Annotated in this window: 12 protein-coding genes and 1 tRNA gene; 5 read left to right on the forward strand and 8 right to left on the reverse strand. The window is 32.8% G+C overall.

All coding sequences use genetic code 11. The features are described 5' to 3' along the window. Positions 1-1,374, forward strand: a complete 1,374-nt coding sequence (locus tag WHD08_RS07010) for a lactate utilization protein B (protein ID WP_208888724.1) — start codon at positions 1-3, stop codon at positions 1,372-1,374. Between the two features lie 3 nt (positions 1,375-1,377). After that, complete coding sequence (locus tag WHD08_RS07015) at positions 1,378-1,968, forward strand: LutC/YkgG family protein (RefSeq protein ID WP_208888723.1); 591 nt, start codon at positions 1,378-1,380, stop codon at positions 1,966-1,968. 434 nt (positions 1,969-2,402) lie between these two features. On the opposite strand, the gene WHD08_RS07020 is transcribed toward WHD08_RS07015, so the two are convergent. From WHD08_RS07020 to WHD08_RS07055, 8 genes are all read right to left on the reverse strand, one after another. Further along, a complete protein-coding gene (locus WHD08_RS07020; RefSeq protein WP_165732768.1) occupies positions 2,403-2,816 on the reverse strand; it encodes a heavy-metal-associated domain-containing protein in 414 nt (137 codons plus the stop codon). Positions 2,817-3,081: 265 nt separating this feature from the next. Beyond that, a complete protein-coding gene (locus tag WHD08_RS07025) occupies positions 3,082-4,857 on the reverse strand; it encodes an efflux RND transporter periplasmic adaptor subunit (protein ID WP_208888722.1) in 1,776 nt (591 codons plus the stop codon). Positions 4,858-4,861: 4 nt separating this feature from the next. Then, on the reverse strand, positions 4,862-7,360 hold the full coding sequence (locus tag WHD08_RS07030) for a heavy metal translocating P-type ATPase (RefSeq protein ID WP_208888721.1): 2,499 nt from the start codon (positions 7,358-7,360) through the stop codon (positions 4,862-4,864). 76 nt (positions 7,361-7,436) lie between these two features. Next, the gene (locus WHD08_RS07035) at positions 7,437-7,994 is read right to left on the reverse strand and encodes a helix-turn-helix domain-containing protein (RefSeq protein WP_208888720.1); all 558 of its coding nucleotides are present in this window, start codon (positions 7,992-7,994) and stop codon (positions 7,437-7,439) included. Between the two features lie 2 nt (positions 7,995-7,996). Continuing rightward, a complete protein-coding gene (locus tag WHD08_RS07040) occupies positions 7,997-9,235 on the reverse strand; it encodes a TolC family protein (RefSeq protein ID WP_208888719.1) in 1,239 nt (412 codons plus the stop codon). 17 nt (positions 9,236-9,252) lie between these two features. Next, entirely contained in the window at positions 9,253-13,080 is a 3,828-nt protein-coding gene (locus tag WHD08_RS07045; RefSeq protein ID WP_208888718.1) for an efflux RND transporter permease subunit, read from the reverse strand. A 108-nt stretch (positions 13,081-13,188) separates the two neighbouring features. After that, positions 13,189-13,602, reverse strand: a complete 414-nt coding sequence (locus tag WHD08_RS07050) for an HYC_CC_PP family protein (RefSeq protein ID WP_244183228.1) — start codon at positions 13,600-13,602, stop codon at positions 13,189-13,191. A gap of 776 nt (positions 13,603-14,378) precedes the next feature. After that, positions 14,379-14,466: transfer RNA gene (locus WHD08_RS07055), tRNA-Ser, on the reverse strand. Between the two features lie 247 nt (positions 14,467-14,713). Between WHD08_RS07055 and aroC the strand changes: the two genes are divergently transcribed. The 3 genes from aroC (at position 14,714) to WHD08_RS07070 (ending at position 17,836) form a co-directional block, all read left to right on the forward strand. Continuing rightward, complete coding sequence (aroC, locus tag WHD08_RS07060; protein ID WP_165732774.1) at positions 14,714-15,778, forward strand: chorismate synthase; 1,065 nt, start codon at positions 14,714-14,716, stop codon at positions 15,776-15,778. A 75-nt stretch (positions 15,779-15,853) separates the two neighbouring features. Next, positions 15,854-16,942, forward strand: a complete 1,089-nt coding sequence (locus WHD08_RS07065; protein WP_208888717.1) for a heparan-alpha-glucosaminide N-acetyltransferase domain-containing protein — start codon at positions 15,854-15,856, stop codon at positions 16,940-16,942. 6 nt (positions 16,943-16,948) lie between these two features. After that, on the forward strand, positions 16,949-17,836 hold the full coding sequence (locus WHD08_RS07070) for a carboxylesterase family protein (protein ID WP_208888716.1): 888 nt from the start codon (positions 16,949-16,951) through the stop codon (positions 17,834-17,836). Positions 17,837-17,871: the final 35 nt, after the last annotated feature.

Genomic DNA, 17,871 nt, shown 5'->3' on the forward strand with positions numbered 1-17,871 from the left:
ATGAGTCATTCTAAACTAGCAAGTATTTTTAATAAAGATGAAAAAAGGGTTGATTGGCACGACAAAGCCTTGTGGTTTGTGCGTCATAAAAGAGACCTATCTGTTCACAATGTTCAAGGATGGGAAGAACTAAGAAACCTAGGCCACGGAATTAAAGCTCACATGTTGTCTAACTTAGACAACTATTTAATTCAGTTTGAAGAAAATGCCAAAAAGAACGGTGTAGAAGTTCATTGGGCAGCAAATGCAGAAGAACACAATAAAATTGTACTTCAAATTCTTAAAGATAATAATGCAAAAAAAATAGTAAAAAGTAAATCGATGTTAACCGAAGAATGTCATCTAAATCCAGCTTTGGAAGCAGATGGAATTGAGGTAATAGACACCGATTTAGGAGAACGCATCGTTCAATTAGCAAAAGAAACACCAAGTCATATTGTATTGCCTGCCATTCATAAAAACAGACATGAAGTAGACGAATTGTTTCAAGAACATTTAGGTACAAAACCTTGTGATGGAGATCCACAATATTTAACTGGTGAAGCAAGAAAACACTTACGAACCAAATTTATTCAAGCAGATGCAGCTCTTACAGGCGTAAATTTTGCCGTTGCAGAAACTGGTGGATTTGTAGTTTGTACCAACGAAGGAAATGCCGATATGGGCGCACATTTAGCACCTGTTCATATTGCCTGTATGGGTGTAGAAAAAATAATTCCTAAACAAGAACACTTAGGTCTATTTTTAAGACTATTGGCAAGATCTGCAACCGGACAACCAATAACCACCTATTCATCGCACTTTAAAAAACCGAGAAAAGGTGCAAAAATGCACATTGTAATTGTAGACAACGGACGATCTGAACAATTAAGTAGACCCGATTTTAGAGCCTCTTTACACTGTATTCGCTGTGGCGCTTGTATGAACACCTGCCCTATTTACAGAAGAAGTGGCGGTCATAGTTACGATGCTACCATTCCAGGACCAATTGGTTCTATTTTATCACCAGGAAAAGACTTAAAAAAACACAGTACTTTACCATTTGCATCCACTTTATGTGGCTCTTGTTCAGATGTGTGTCCTGTAAAAATCGACATTCACACACAGTTGTATAAATGGCGACAGATAATTACTAAAGAAACACCTCAGCCGTTTGTAAAAAAACAAGCCATGAAAGCTATGGGAAGCATTTTTGCACATCCTAATCGTTTTGAAACCGTTGGTAAAATTGCACGTTGGTCTTTAAGAAACTTACCACAAGCAATGATTAACTCCAAACCAAATGCTTGGGGAAAAGCAAGAGATTTACCTTTAGGACCAGAAAAAAGTTTCGACCAATGGTTTAAAGACAGAGAGAACGAGAAAAAAAGTTAAATTATGGGAAGTAGAAATCAAATATTAAACAGAATTAAAGCCAATAAACCGGAACTTTTAGATTTACCGAACATCAATACTTCTCTTTTTGATGAAGGTTTAGACCTTCTTAAAGAATTTACCAAAAAAGTAGAAGTAGTTGGGGGTAACGTTGTTACTTTAAACTCTAATGACGAAATTATTCAGCAAATAGAAAACACATTTACTGATGCAAAAGTCAAGTTTTCTAATTTGCCCAACACCGCTTCTTTTAACACTATAGAATTAGCCACTTTACAGAATCCGCACGATTTAGAAGATTTAGATATTTTAATTCTAGAAAGTAACTTAGGTGTTGCAGAAAATGGTTCCGTTTGGGTGTCAGATTCAGAGATACCTGTACGCGTATTACCGTTTATTACCAAACACTTAATATTGGTTATATCAGCAAAAGACATTGTACCATATATGCACCAAGCATACGAGAAACTAACCAATAAAGATGCTGGTTTTGGAGTATTTATTGCAGGCCCTTCTAAAACCGCAGATATAGAGCAATCATTGGTTATTGGCGCTCACGGTGCCTTAAGCCTTACCGTATTTTTAAAAGATTAATTTATTATTTATTTAGTGTGCCCACGCAAAAAAAAGCGTGGTCAGGCTATCCGTTTCAAGTCCTCGTTAGTACCTCACTGTGGGCTTGGAGTTTATCTTGAGCGAAGTAGAAAACCTTCTACCCTTCACGCAAAAGAACAATTTAAACTAATTCATTTACAATTAATTATACAGAAAATCCGCTTCGTCATTGCGAAGTACGAAGCAATATTATAAAGAAAACGAAAACCAGTATCAAAAATCAAGCTTACAATTATCAAAAAAGAGAAAGAAGTAACACTCTTTTTTAAAACTAAAACAGGATTAAACGATAAAAGTCTAATCCTGTAGTTTTAAATTGCACAGTAAAGTGCGTGCAATTTTTCTAATATACAACTGACCATATTAGAAGTAAAACCTAAAAGAAATCTTTTAGATTAATAACTATTAGAATATTAATCTGCTACTGTTTCACCAGACTGATTCATTGCCATTGTATGATCATATTTACAACAACCAGGTAAACCACTGTATGCATCTTTGCTACTAGAAACCTCTTCAGTATCATATCCAGAAGCTGCAATTGCAGTATGAATTGCCATAACATCTGTCTTAGCATCATTAAAAGACACATCTATTTTCTTTTTATTTACATCCCAAGTTGCGGTTGCAACGCCTTCTACGGCATTTGCTGCTTTTTCTATCGTCTGCTTGCACATACCACAGTTTCCTCTAACTCCAAAAGACAGAGACGCATTTGCTATTTCATTAGAAACTTCTGTAGTTTCTGTTTTTTGTTTGGCGTCATTTTTACAACTTGTAAAACCTACTGAAGCTATAATAGCTAGACTTAAAATTACTTTTTTCATTGTTTTTCTATTTAATTGTTACTATTTAATTGTTACTATTTAATTTTTTAGGTGTCCCATTAAAAATAGTTGAGTTTGATATAACCTTTAAAAAAAAGATTTTCACAGTTTTTATTTTTAATGAAACCTCACTTTTCAGAATCATTCTTAAACAGCTTTTAAAGCTATTTTTAATTACATCTGTTTTCTAGTTCGTAACAATCAAGTCTTGGCTCTTAGTTCTAAAAGCGAAGCGTTCTTTTGTTTTTTATCGAACATTAATTATTTAATTTATTACTTGTTTTACTTCTCCACAAGTAAGCATTGCATCTCCAAAATAAGGATTCACTACTTTTTCTTCTCTACTTAACCAATAGGCACCTTTATTACTATTTGCCATCGGACAAAATTGATGGTACACTTTTTCATTGACTCCAAATACTTCAATGGCATTTGTTAATTGTGTAGAAACTATTTTAAAATGATTTCGCTGTTCTTTAATAGCAGAATTCTCTAAAATTAAGGTAGTGGCTGTTTTTAGCTGCTTTTCTATATCCATCCAATGTTTATGGGCTTCTGCTGCTTTTAATTGCTTCATATCTACTTTTTCTAAATTACTTAAGAAATTTTTAGAAACTGTAAGCACTTCTGTAGAATTCTCTAAAACCAAAGCATCTTTTAAATCTATATAATCATTAAACACCACTTTTAATTGATTTTGAAATTCCTTAGACACTTTAATTCTTTCATTTTTATTTATAGTTTTTCCTTCAACAGAACCACTCATTTCCATACCAAGGTGTCCTTCATGCCCCGTCATTACTTTACCTCCACCTTTATTCATCATCGATTTTTTGCCTTGTAATTGTGCTGCTGCATCTACCGTAAAAGTTCCGTTGGTTACAATTTCATTACCATTATTTAAACCTTCCAAAACCTGATAATTACTATTTACTTGATTGCCTAAAGTAATTTCGCGCATTTCGAAAATAGGTTCTTTCGGATTCGTTTTCACATACACAACAGATCGTTTCCCTGTCCATAAAACAGCCGAAGCAGGTATTGTAATTGCTTGTTTTTTATCCACAGAAACAATACCTTTCATCTTTCCTTCTACAAACATACCTGGTTTAAACAGCTCATTTTTATTATTTAAAACTACTCTTAAATTTACAGTTCTTGTTTGCGTATCTAAAATAGGGTCTATAAAATTAACCTTTCCTTTAAACGCTTTATTTGGATATGCATTTGTGGTTACCTCAACATCCTGACCTTTTTTAAATTGACTAATTTGATTTTCATATACATCAAAATTTGCCCAAACAGTGTTTAAATTAGATACTTTAAAAATCGGTTTTCCGTCCATAATATGCGAACCTACATTTATCGCAATTTCCGTAACTACACCAGATACATGCGAGTAAATGGTAAAACTATTTTTCACTTTTCCTGTTTGCTCTACCTCATCTAATTGCGTACCATGAATCATCCAATTTTTAAACTTATTTTTAACAGCATTATATAATTGTGGTTGAGATCCTTTTAATTTATAGGCCGTTATTAATTCTTGTTGAGCCGCAATTAATTCTGGCGAATATATTTGAGCAACTGCTTGCCCTTTTGTAACACGTTCTCCCAAAGAATTTACAAATAGTTTTTCTACCCTACCATTAAAATGAGCAGGCATGGTTGCGGTTTCATCTTCATTTTCTGTAATTTTTCCTGATAAAACAAAACCTGTATCAGCATCAGAAATATGTGCTCCTACTATTGAGGTTTGTATGTTAGCCAATGCCATCGCGTTTTCTGAAAGCTTAAATTGATCGGCAGACAATCCTTCTGCACTGCTTGCTGCAGGAATTAAATCCATTCCGCAAATAGGACAATCACCCGCTTCTGGTTGCATAATTTGTGGGTGCATAGAGCAGGTCCACATTTGGTTTGTTTCTGCTACAGCATCGTGCTTGTGCATTTCTTCTGTATTCGAATTCCCTCCAAAAAGCACCCAGCCTAAAAGTAGTCCAACAGCTAATATTGCTATGTAATTTATATATTTTTTCATTGGACTATATTTTAATATTTCTTAAACGTAAGGCATTTGCAATTACTGTTACCGAACTAAAACTCATAGCCAAAGCAGCAATCATAGGAGATAACAAAATTCCGAAAAAAGGAAACAAAACTCCTGCTGCAACTGGTATACCTAATGTGTTATAAAACAAGGCAAAAAATAAGTTTTGTTTAATGTTTTTCATAACAGCTTCACTTAAATGTTGTGCTTTTACAATACCATGTAAATCTCCTTTTACCAAAGTAATCATCGCACTTTCTATAGCGACATCTGTACCCGTTCCCATGGCAATACCAACATCACTTTTTGCCAATGCAGGTGCGTCATTAATTCCGTCTCCAGCCATTGCAACTACTTTTCCTTGCTCTTGTAATTTGGTTACTTCTTGCAATTTATTTTCGGGTAACATACTTGCTTTAAAATCGGCAAGATTTAATTCGTTAGCCACAGCTTGTGCGGTATCATAATTATCACCCGTTAACATTATTACCGAAACGCCTCTATCTTGAAGTGCTTTTATTGCTTTTGCACTCGTTGCTTTAATTTTATCACCAATAACCACATAACCAACAACTTTTTTATCTACTGATAAAAAAGAAACCGTTTTCCCTTGTTTCTGATACGTTTTAGCTTCATCCTCCATTTTAGGTGTAATTTCAGCATTTACATACTCCATCATTTTAGGATTTCCTAAAGCTACTTTTTTACCGTTTATTGTTGCTTCCACACCTTTTCCTGTAACAGCACTAAATCCTTCCGATTTAAAAACTTCCGTGTTTTGCTCTTTACCATATTTTACAGTGGCTTCGGCTAAAGGGTGTTCGCTATTACTATTTAACGACACAATGTATTGCAACACTTCTGCATCACTTAAAATAGCATTAAACGCAGCCGCTTTTTCTACGGTTGGTTTCCCTTCGGTAATGGTTCCGGTTTTATCTATAATTAAAGTATCTACTTTAGCCATTCGTTCTAAAGCTTCTGCATTTTTAACCAAGACACCATTTTGTGCTCCTTTACCAACACCAACCATTATAGACATTGGCGTTGCTAAACCTAATGCACAGGGACAAGCAATAATTAATACGGCTATAGCATTTACAAAAGCATAGACATACACAGGTTCTGGTCCATAAATTGCCCAAACAGCAAATGTTATTAAAGAAATAAGCACCACAACAGGTACAAAATAACCAGAAACTTTATCTGCTAAATTCTGAATTGGAGCGCGACTTCTACTTGCATCATTCACCATTTTAATAATTTGAGAGAGTAGGGTATCGCTACCAATTTTCTCTGCTTTCATTAAAAAAACTTGATTGCCATTAATAGTACCTCCACTTACTTTATCGCCTTTAGATCGGTCTACCGGAAGCGGTTCTCCAGAAATCATCGATTCATCAATAGTTGTGTTTCCTTCGGTTATAATACCATCTACAGGAATTTTATCACCCGGTTTTACTTTTAAAATATCATGCAATGCAATTTTATCAATAGAAACCTCAACATCTTCTCCATCTACTATTTTTATCGCTTTATTAGGTGCTAATTTTAAGAGTTCTTTTACGGCTGAATTCGTTTTTCCATGTGCACGTGCTTCTAATAATTGACCTAAAAGAACCAATGTTAAAATAACAGTTGCTGCTTCAAAATAAACATGTACCGCTCCTGATTCGGTTTTAAATTGAGCAGGAAAAACATCTGGAAAAAATAGCCCGAAAACAGAAAATAGCCAAGAAACACCTGCACCAATCCCTATAAGTGTAAACATATTTAGATTCCATGTTTTTATACTTCTATAGGCACGCTCAAAGAACATCCAAGTGGCATAAAAGACCACAGGAATAGACAGTGCAAACTGAATCCAATTCCACTGTTTTTGTTCCAAAATTGTATATAATGGATTGTTTGGGATCATTTCGCTCATGGCAATTAAAAATATTGGCAAGGTAAAAGCTACTGCAATCCAAAACTTTTTTATGATCTTTTGGTATGTTTTTTCTTCTGATGAAAGATCGGGTTTCATAGGTACTAAATCCATTCCGCAAATAGGGCAGTCTCCAGCTTCATCTCTTACAACTTCAGGATGCATTGGGCAAGTCCACTGTTCTGCGGTGTTAATAGAAATGTTTTGTTCTTCTACTAAATCCATTCCACAGACAGGGCAATCTCCCACTTTGTCATACGTTTTATCGCCTTCACAATGCATCGGACAATAAAATGTACCCGTTCCTTTTCCTTTCGGAAGTTCTTTTTTTACTTCTTTAATATGATGATGTTCTCCCGGTTTGTGAATGCTATATCGGCCACCATCATTTTTTAAAGCTTCTTGGAAGGTTTCTAATGAAATATGAGATTCCATTTCTATAGTAGCTTCTGCTTTTTCTAAATTAACTGTAGCTTTAGAAACACCTTTAACTTTAGAAAGTGTTTCTTCTACGTGTCCACGACAACCGTTACAAGTCATTCCGTGTATGTGATATGTATGTTTCATTTTGTAGGTTCTTTATAATTTACAAACAAATGTATCGCTGTTTTAAAAAATAAGTTTTTCTAATTCTGATTATAATTTATACAATTTGGTCTAATTCTTTCCGGTCCCAATCTTGTAATTTTCGATACTCAGACATAGACATTCCCGTTACAGATTTAAACTGTTTTGCTAAATGACTACTATTGTTATAATTGAGATTGTATGCTATTTCAGAAAAGTTTAATTGATTTAATTGTATGTATTCTTTTACTTTTTCAATTTTTAAGTTGATGATATACTTCTCTAGCGTAATGCCTTCCGATTTACTAAAAAGCTTACTAATTGCCGAATCGTTTTTACCAATTTCTTTTGTGATTTTCGAAATAATAGGTTCTGAGTCATTTTCTGATAGACTCTGAATTACAATCACTTTAATTTGTTCTACCAACACTTTAGATTCATCTTCAATCAACTCAAAACCGAGATCTTTAAGTCCGTTTTTAATAGCATTATAATTATTTTCTAAAGCTTGCTTTACAACAACTTTCCCTAACTCTATAGATTCAATTTCTAAACCATTACGTGTCAATAATTCTATAACTGTCGATTTGCATCTAGCACAAACCATATTTTTTATAATTAATGTTTGTCCCATTTTTATTGAATTAAATAGTGAATACTCGTTGTTTGAATATAATAATTATAAATGGCTTCAACTTGATTCATTTGAAACTTTAATTGTAATTCCTGAATATCTAAAACATCATTAAAATCAATCGTTCCAGTTTCGTAACTTCTAATTAAAATATCTTCTGCATCTTTTGCTTGTTGTAGGTTCTTAACCTGCGTATCATAACTAATTCTTGCAGAAGACCGATCGTTTATTGCCTTATCTAAAAGCGTTTCTAAAGTATTGTAACGTTCTTGTTTTTGAGCTTCAATTTCTTGCTGCTGTAACTCGTTTTGTTTAGTTTTCGATTTATATTTTTTATTGAATATAGGAATAGATAAGGATACGGTTGGCATAAAAATATCTTTTCCTTTTTCACTAAAAGTGATGTCTGGTCCTGCTTGAATATTAATATAATCGAACCCAAAACCAAAGGAAGGATTACTTTCTTTCTGATTCAGAAATTCAGATTGTTCTACAGATTGAAATAGTTTGTCATATTTTAATAATTCAGGATGCAATCCTAAATTACTAGAAGTAATTTCAAAATCTTTAGAGGGCATTAGCAAAGCATCAACAACCTCAATTTGAATATCCTTTTCTCTATTCAATAGATTATTAAAAGCCGTTTGTTCTGATAAATATTGTTGCTCTAAAACCTGTCTTAATTGCTCTAATTCATTCTGACGCATTTGCAATTTAAAAACATCAACTGCAGAAGCTTTACCAACTTCAATCGATTTTAAAGCCAACGTTTCATAGGTTTTAAGCAGTTTGCTATTTTCAATTAAAATTGCTTGTTTTGCTTTGTTTACGTATAATTTGTAATAAGACTGAGAAACGGAAACCATTAATTTTCGTTTGGCAATTACTACATCTTCATATTTGGTGTCTGCCAAAGAACTTGCATAATTTTCGCGAGAAGTAATTGTTCCAAACCAAGGCAACATTTGTTTTGCTGATACTTTAAAACGCTGTGTTCCTGTTCTAGTTTCTGGTTCTAACACAAAATAACCTGCACTAAATTCGGTATTTGGTAATGTGTTTACTTCGTTTACCTTTTCTGAAGCAATATGATATTGTAACTCGAATTTCTGAATTTCAGGACTATTTTCTAAAGCTTCCTTAATATAGGTTTCTAGTTCTTGACTTTGAACATTTAGAACAAAGAATAAAGAACCAAGAAGCAAGACTACTTTCTGTACGATATAATTATTATTTTTCATGATTTGTTTTTTAAAGTCTATTTTCTAAGCTCTTTTCTCTTTATTCTCTTCAATTTCATCTCTTCTCTCCAGCTATATAAAACGGGCACAATAAAATAAGAAGTGATATCAATTACCATTCCTCCAAATATTGGAATTGCCATCGGAATCATAATATCGCTTCCTTTTCCTGTGGATGTTAAAACAGGTAACAAGGCTAAAATGGTAGTTACTGTTGTCATTAAACACGGGCGAATTCGTTTTTTAGCAGCTTCTAAGGCCGAAGCTCTAATGCTCATTTTATCCGAAGGTTTTTCACGATCAAAAGTTTGTGTAAGATAGGTTGCCATAACAACACCATCATCTGTTGCAATTCCGAATAAGGCTATAAAACCAACCCAAACAGCTACACTTAAATTGATAGTTTTCATATTGAAAAGGTCTCGCATATTCTCCCCAAAGAAACTAAAATTAAAAAACCAATCTTGACCGTATAACCAAATCATAATAAAACCACCCGCAAATGCTACTGCAATTCCGGTAAACACCATTAATGAAGTAGTCACTGATTTAAACTGAAAGTACAGGATTAAAAAGATGATAGCCAACGCCAAAGGAACTACTATAGCTAATGTTTTTTCTGCACGTAATTGATTTTCATACGTTCCTGTGAACTTATAACTGATTCCTTTAGGAACAATTAATTCTCCTGAATCCATTTTCTGTTGAAATAACGCTTGTGCATTTTCTACCACAGCTACTTCTGCAAAACCATCTATTTTATCAAACAATACATAACCAACTAAAAAGGTGTCTTCACTTTTTATTACCTGCGGACCTTGTTCATAACGAATCGTTGCCAACTCACTTAAAGGCACAGGACTCCCTTTTTCTACAGGAATATAAATGTCTTTAATGTCTTCTGGATTGCCACGTAATTCTCTTGGGTAACGTACACGAACTCCATATCGTTCTCGCCCTTCCACAGTTTGTGTTAAGGACATACCACCAATAGCAACCTTTAACACACTCTGTACATCTTCGATTGAAATTCCATAACGTGCTATTTTTTCTCTATCAATATCAATCAATAAATAAGGTTTACCAACAATTCTATCGGCAAAAACAGCTTCTACTTTAACACCTTCCGCTTGTTTTAAAAGACTTTCTAGCTCTAATCCAAAAGCTTCAATTTGTTTTAAATCTTGCCCTTTTACTTTAATTCCCATAGGTGCTCGCATCCCTGTTTGAAGCATCACTAAGCGGGTTTCTATAGGTTGTAATTTAGGTGCAGATGTAACGCCTGGTAATTTGGTGACTTTTATGATTTCTTTCCAAATATCATCTGGACTCTTAATTTCTGGTCGCCAGTTTCGGTAGAATTCTCCGTCGCTGTCTTCGATAAGTTGGTTTGCTTTAATTGATGTGCCTGAAGTAATGAAACGTTTTGTTTTGTTAGCATGACCTTTATGAGATTCCTCGTCGCTCGTTCTTTGCGCTGTCGGAATGACATTCGTTTTCAATTCAAACAAACCATCCTCATTTACTTTATAACGTTGTCTTTTTCCTTCGGAGTTACGCATGTATTCAGTTTTGTATTGAATCATGTTTTCGTACATCGATAAAGGTGCTGGATCTAAAGCAGATTCTGTTCTACCAGCCTTTCCAACCACTGTTTCAATTTCTGGAATGGTAGCAACTGCCATATCTAATTGCTGTAACACACGTTTGTTTTCTTCCACTCCAGAATGTGGTAACGATGTTGGCATCAGTAGAAAAGATCCTTCATTTAAAGAAGGCATAAATTCTTTTCCGGTGTTGCTCATAATCCAAAATCCAGAAACAAGAACTGTAATTGGAACCATTAAAAACAACATTTTATTCGCTAAAGCCCATTGTAAAATTTGTCCGTAATATTTTCTAAAAATAGAAAACAGTCCTAAAATTCCGAAGCAAATAATAGCAACAAAAACCAAGTTGATTAAAATACTACGATTAAAACCTAAAGGTCTCCAATATTCAGCCAATAAAAATACAATAGCTACCGAAGAAATAATAATATTTACAAGGTTTACTTTTTTACTATCTAGTTTTCCTAAAATACCTAATAAGCCCGAAATTCCGAAAGCAACTACAATAGCACCCAACCAATAACCGCTTACTATAATCGACAGTCCTACAATAATGATAGCACCGTTTAAGAAATGTCTAAACGATTTTTTTAGCGTTGTTTTACGGAATAAAAAAGCCGCTAAAGGAGGAATTATAAACAAAGCAATCACTAAAGAAGCAGATAATGCCATTGTTTTTGTAAAAGCCAAAGGTCTAAACAACTTTCCTTCTGCACCAATCATTGTGAATACAGGAACAAAACTAATAATGGTTGTTAAAACGGCTGTTAATATGGCTCCGGAAACTTCCGCGGTAGCGTTATAAATAATTTCGTTTATGGAAAGTTTGTTGTTTTGATGAGATTCCTCGTCGCTCGTGCCTTGCGCTGTCGGAAGGACATTTTCACTCTTCACTTTCTCCTCATCAAGATGACGAATCATATTTTCGGCGAGTATGACGCCTACATCTACCATGGTTCCAATGGCAATTGCAATACCCGAAAGTGCTACAATATTTGCATCAACATTAAATAGTTTCATCGCCACAAAAACCATTAAAATAGCAACAGGTAACAAACCAGAAATTAAAATAGAAGCTCTTAAATTAAAAACCATTATAATAATCACCAAAATGGTAATTAATATCTCTAAAGTTAATGCTTCGGTAAGTGTGTCTAAGGTTTCTACAATTAATTCAGAACGATCGTAAAAAGGAACCACTGTTAGTTGAGATGTTCGTCCGTCTGCTAATACCTTCGTAGGCAAACCACCTTTTAGTTCAGCTATTTTTTCTTTTACGTTGGTAATTACTTCCATAGGATTTGCTCCATATCTAGCAACTACAACACCACCAACTACTTCTGCGCCTTCTTTATCTAATAATCCACGTCGTGCTGCAGGACCTAAAGAAACTTTACCAATATCTTTAATTTTAATGGATGTAAAATCTTTTGAAGTTACCACAGCATTTTCAATATCTGCAACCGATTTTATATACCCTAAACCACGAACTAAATATTCTGCTTGATTGATTTCTAAAGTTTGTGCACCAATATCTTGATTACTACTTTTTACAGCCTTAACAACTTCACTTAAACCAATATTGTATTGACGCATCAATTCTGGATTCACATCTACCTGATATTCCTGAACATAACCACCAATAGAAGCTACTTCTGAAACGCCACTTGCAGAAGACAACGCGTACTTTACATAGTAATCTTGTATGCTTCGTAATTCTTGTAAATCCCATCCACCAGTAACATTTCCGTCTTTATCTCTACCCTCTAGAGTATACCAATAAATCTGACCTAATCCTGTAGCATCTGGTCCTAAAGCAGGATTAACACCTTCTGGTAATAATCCGCTTGGTAGTGAATTTAATTTTTCTAAAATTCGACTACGGCTCCAATAAAACTCGATGTCTTCTTCAAAAATGATATAAATACTAGAGAAGCCAAACATAGAAGAACTACGAATGGTTTTTACTCCAGGAATACCCAATAAGGAGGTGGTTAAAGGATAGGTAATTTGGTCTTCTATATCTTGTGGCGAACGACCATCCCACTTTGTGAATACAATTTGTTGATTTTCACCAATATCTGGTATGGCATCTACAGCCACAGGGTCACTTGGTAAAAAGCCTGTATTCCAATTAAAAGGAGCGTTTACAGTTCCCCATCCTACAAAAAGGACAAGTAATAAAACCGCTACGAGTTTATTCTCTATTAAGAATTTGATGCTTTTATTTAGCATTGGTTTAATTATTAAACAGTTAGACATTGGTGTTAAAAAAAACACCGAATACAAGAAATTATCCCAATGAGATTAATCACAGGATAACACAGTCTTTTTGTTTAAAAATTAAATTAAATAAGTCTCGTCTAACTTAAATATTTGCCTGTTAGCGAGCAGAGGTTCGTACTCTCCAGATGAAGGTACATTATTTTCTAAACCTTCAAAAAGGTTGATATAAGAATAAATAAATGAAGCAATGAATACTTGTTGCTCAAAAGAAATGCTATCAATATGATGTTGTAATTCATTTTGACCTTCAACAACTACTTGTTCGTCATTACAGCAGTTCTTTTTTGAAATATTACAATCTTCAGATAAAGGTTTTTGCATTTCCATACCACAACCTTCTGCTTTTTGAAACATAGCTGTTTCTACCAAAGTATCACCACAATAATGCATACTAAAAGTCAATGACATTGTAGAGAATAGGACTACAACAGCCATTGCAATTGACATTATTTTATGTGAAACTTTCTTCATATTGGCCGCAAAGGTATACAAAATTAAAGAACAAAATATTAGTTAAGAAAAATTTAACTGAAAACAAGACAACTGACTTTCATAAATGTATCCCTATATTTTATTTAAAATCAGACATCATTCATTTAGAGAGTTTAGCGTAAAAAAGCAAGCCATATATTTACAAACATAAAAAACTCACACAACCTAGGTTAAAAAATCAGCGACAGTATATTTAAATCGAAATGTCTTTAATAAAAATAGATTGAAGAAATAATGTAAATTTCGTAAAATTGAAATTTAGCACAAAAACAGTTCAAATTATTTTACGTCCTTCTAAACGGATAAAAGTATTTTTGACAGGGATAAACAATAATTTTTATATTTAACCTGTTTTTCTTTAATCCTATAAAGTAGCACCTCGATAATTATATCAATTGCATTTTTAAAATTCATTTCAGAATTATAACGAAATGTACTTCTTTATTTATTGATAAACGTCCATTTTTACTTACTAATAAGTTTATCTATATTTAAAGTTGTTTGTTTTAAGCTTACTCCACAATCTTTTGCTTTAACAATATTTCCGTTATTCCATTATGTTTCAAAATAACTAGGGTACCCCATAGGGTAACTGTCACATGCTTTTTAAGGAGATTAAGATATTATCTATTTGATCTAAAAATTCTTAACTCTAATAAATTATAAGGTGAACTCAGTGTTTATAAAGGTTTAAGAGATTTAACCATCCTAGAATGTGATGTATAAAAAAAGCCTCACATAATATGTGAGGCTTTTGGCGGAGAAAGAGGGATTCGAACCCCCGGACCTGTTACAGTCAACAGTTTTCAAGACTGCCGCATTCGACCGCTCTGCCATTTCTCCAGTGCGTCTCATCAAGTATTCCCTGATTGCGGCTGCAAATATAGAAAGGTTTTTTAGTTTACAAAAACAAAAAACGATTTATTTTTATTTTTTTTTTGAATATCATACATGAAACCACATATCTATCTATAAATCAAGTATTTTAAATTATTATTATTTTTTTAGAAATCGTCACAAAAAAGTCTAAATAAAGAATTCTTGTATAGTAGTTCATTATATTTGCCTTTATTATTTTAATTATAAAATTATGTCATTTAATTCCTTTGGAAATTTATTAAAAGTAACAACGTATGGAGAATCTCATGGAACTGCTATTGGTGGCGTCATAGATGGATTCCCTGCAGGATTAGAGGTAGATTTTGAAGCCATTCAAAATGAGTTAGATAGACGTAAACCTGGGCAATCTAAAATTGTTACTCAGCGTAAAGAACCAGATACTGTAGAGTTTCTTTCAGGTATTTTTGAAGGAAAAACAACAGGAACTTCTATTGGTTTTGTTATTAGAAACACCAATCAAAAATCTAAAGACTACAACCACAATACCAATGTATATAGACCTTCTCATGCAGATTTTACGTATGATAAGAAATTTGGAAACAGAGATTATAGAGGCGGCGGAAGAAGTTCTGCCCGTGAAACTGCCAATTGGGTAGTTGCTGGTGCTTTAGCAAAACAGCTTATTGCAAGCATGAATATAAATGCATTTACATCTTCGGTTGGAGATATTTTTATAGACAAACCGTATCAAGATTTAGATTTTTCTAAAACAGAAAGCAATATTGTTCGTTGTCCGGATGAAGCTTCTGCAGAGAAAATGATCAACAGAATACAAGAAATTAGAAAAGCAGGAGATACTATTGGTGGTACCGTAACATGTGTTGCACAAAATGTACCTGTAGGATTAGGAGAACCTATATTTCAGAAATTACACGCACAATTAGGTAGCGCAATGTTATCTATAAATGCCGTAAAAGGTTTTGAATTTGGAAGTGGTTTTTGTGGTGCAAAAATGAAAGGTTCAGATCATAACGATGTTTTTAATGCAGACGGCTCTACACAATCTAATTTATCTGGAGGAATACAAGGTGGAATAAGTAATGGTATGGATATTTACTTTAGAGTTGCTTTTAAACCTGTTGCAACCATTATGAGCTCTCAACAAACTATTAACTCAGAATATGAAGTTACAGAAATTACAGGTAAAGGAAGACATGATCCTTGTGTTGTACCAAGAGCTGTACCAATTGTAGAAGCTATGACTGCTTTAGTATTAGCAGATTTTTGGTTGCTAAATAAAACGAGACAGATATAATTTACGTACTATTTAAAAGATTGAAATAGAATACTTGTAAATTTATTTACCTTTAACGGAAAAACTTTTTTTTCTGTGGATATTAAACGACTATATTTTATTGATATTATTAGGGCTTTTGCTATCTTAATGATGCTACAAGGGCACTTTATAGATACATTACTAGCTGACTCGTATAGAGACTTAAATGATCCTATTTTTAGTGTATGGTCTTATTTTAGGGGAATTACTGCTCCGACTTTCTTTACTATTTCTGGATTAATTTTTACTTATCTTTTGCTAAAGGCAAAAGAGAAAGGATTAGAAAACCAAAGAATGACAAAAGGGATCACAAGAGGTTTCTTTTTAATAGGTATTGGTTATTTGTTAAGAATTCCCGTTTTTAGTTGGTTAGCAGGAATATTTAGCCCCTATTTTCTAGTAATTGATGTACTTCAAATAATAGGTTTAAGCTTAATATTAATTATTTGTATTTATTTTCTTTGTAATAATAAAACAATCCTTTTTTCTATAATTACATTACTCTTTGGTACCAGTATATTTATATTAGAACCGCTGTATAGAGATTTAAACTTAACCTCTATTCCTCTTTTTTTAAACAACTATATTTCTAAAAGTAATGGATCTATATTTACAATTATTCCTTGGTCTGGTTATGTCTGTTTTGGTGCGTTTATAGCAACAATATTTCATAAAAACGTATTCAAAAAAAGCTTTAAAAAAATAATAATTACTTCTTTTATCCTTTTTGGATTCATTCTAATTTTTTATTCTTCAAATATTCTCGTTTTCTTCTCAAAACTATTACAATCTCAACTATTAATGGATGCGGCAAGCTATAATTATCTATTTACTAGATTTGGAAATGTATTATTAATTTTCGCTTTCTTTTATAGCCTTGAGAAGTATTTAAAATCGCCTTTAATTTTAAAAATAGGACAAAAAACACTTTCTATATATGTAATTCATTTTATCATTATTTATGGGAGTTTTACTGGTTATGGGTTAAAGTATATTATTGGTAAAACCTTAAATCCAATAGAAGCTATTATTGGAGCAATACTATTCTTAATATCAGTTTGTCTACTATCTTTTTATTATGCAAAAACAAATACTTTTTTATATTTAAATTTGAGAAAACTATTTCATAAAGTAAAATCTTAATCTAAAATGAAAACGCTTTTATCTCTTTGCTCTATATTCTATTTTTTAAATAGTTTTTCTCAGGTAGATTACTTATCTAAATCAAATAAATTTTCCGAGAGAACATATACCTATCTCAGAATAAAAAAAGAGAAGAACTTAAAGTTCGATTTTTACAGACCTAAAAAGACAAAAGGAAAAGTTCCGTTGTTAATTTATGTTCATGGTGGTGGTTTTTCTGGAGGTGATAGAAAAGATAAAAATTCTACAGCTTTTGCAAAAGAAATGGTTCAATACGGTTACGCTGTCGCAACAATATCATATCGGTTAACAATGAAAGGTAAAGGTTTTGGATGTGCGACAAATTCTGCATTAAAAATAGAAGCTTTTAACGATGTTTCTAAAGATATCAGTTATGCCGTAAAGTATTTTTTAAGACGTAAAAAGAGGCTTAAAATAGATGCTGATAAAATAATTCTAGTAGGTTCTAGTGCTGGTGCGGAAGCAATTTTAAATTTAGCGTATGTTTACAATAACAAAATTTTAGATCCAAATTTTAAATTTGCAGGAATTATTGCCATGTCTGGAGCCGTAACTTCTATTGATAAAATAACAACTGAAACAGCTATTCCAACCCAATTATTTCATGGAACAAAAGATAACCTTGTGCCTTATAATATTGCATCTCATCATTTTTGTAAACTAGAATCTGTTGGATATTTAAACCTTTTTGGTTCTAAAGCAATTGCTAAAAAATTAAAATCTATTCAGAAACCTTTTTATTTATATAGTGTAAAAAATGGAGATCATAGTTGGAACACAAGACCTATTTATCAATGTAAAAACGAAATATTGGACTTTTTATATTATGATATTTTAAAACAGAAAAACAGACAGATAGAAACTGAGATTTAATAATCATAAAAAAAGCGAAACAAAATTGTTTCGCT

The organism is Polaribacter sejongensis, assembly GCF_038024065.1.
Taxonomy (GTDB): domain Bacteria; phylum Bacteroidota; class Bacteroidia; order Flavobacteriales; family Flavobacteriaceae; genus Polaribacter; species Polaribacter sejongensis.

Excerpts from the sequence above, each read along its gene's own strand:
- WHD08_RS07015 (WP_208888723.1), top strand. The coding sequence starts at position 1,378 with ATGGGAAGTAGAAATCAAATATTAAACAGAATTAAAGCCAATAAACCG.
- WHD08_RS07010 (WP_208888724.1), top strand. The coding sequence starts at position 1 with ATGAGTCATTCTAAACTAGCAAGTATTTTTAATAAAGATGAAAAAAGG.
- aroC (WP_165732774.1), top strand. The coding sequence starts at position 14,714 with ATGTCATTTAATTCCTTTGGAAATTTATTAAAAGTAACAACGTATGGA.
- WHD08_RS07030 (WP_208888721.1), bottom strand. The coding sequence starts at position 7,360 with ATGAAACATACATATCACATACACGGAATGACTTGTAACGGTTGTCGT.
- WHD08_RS07050 (WP_244183228.1), bottom strand. The coding sequence starts at position 13,602 with ATGAAGAAAGTTTCACATAAAATAATGTCAATTGCAATGGCTGTTGTA.
- WHD08_RS07025 (WP_208888722.1), bottom strand. The coding sequence starts at position 4,857 with ATGAAAAAATATATAAATTACATAGCAATATTAGCTGTTGGACTACTT.
- WHD08_RS07035 (WP_208888720.1), bottom strand. The coding sequence starts at position 7,994 with ATGGGACAAACATTAATTATAAAAAATATGGTTTGTGCTAGATGCAAA.
- WHD08_RS07070 (WP_208888716.1), top strand. The coding sequence starts at position 16,949 with ATGAAAACGCTTTTATCTCTTTGCTCTATATTCTATTTTTTAAATAGT.
- WHD08_RS07040 (WP_208888719.1), bottom strand. The coding sequence starts at position 9,235 with ATGAAAAATAATAATTATATCGTACAGAAAGTAGTCTTGCTTCTTGGT.
- WHD08_RS07020 (WP_165732768.1), bottom strand. The coding sequence starts at position 2,816 with ATGAAAAAAGTAATTTTAAGTCTAGCTATTATAGCTTCAGTAGGTTTT.
- WHD08_RS07045 (WP_208888718.1), bottom strand. The coding sequence starts at position 13,080 with ATGCTAAATAAAAGCATCAAATTCTTAATAGAGAATAAACTCGTAGCG.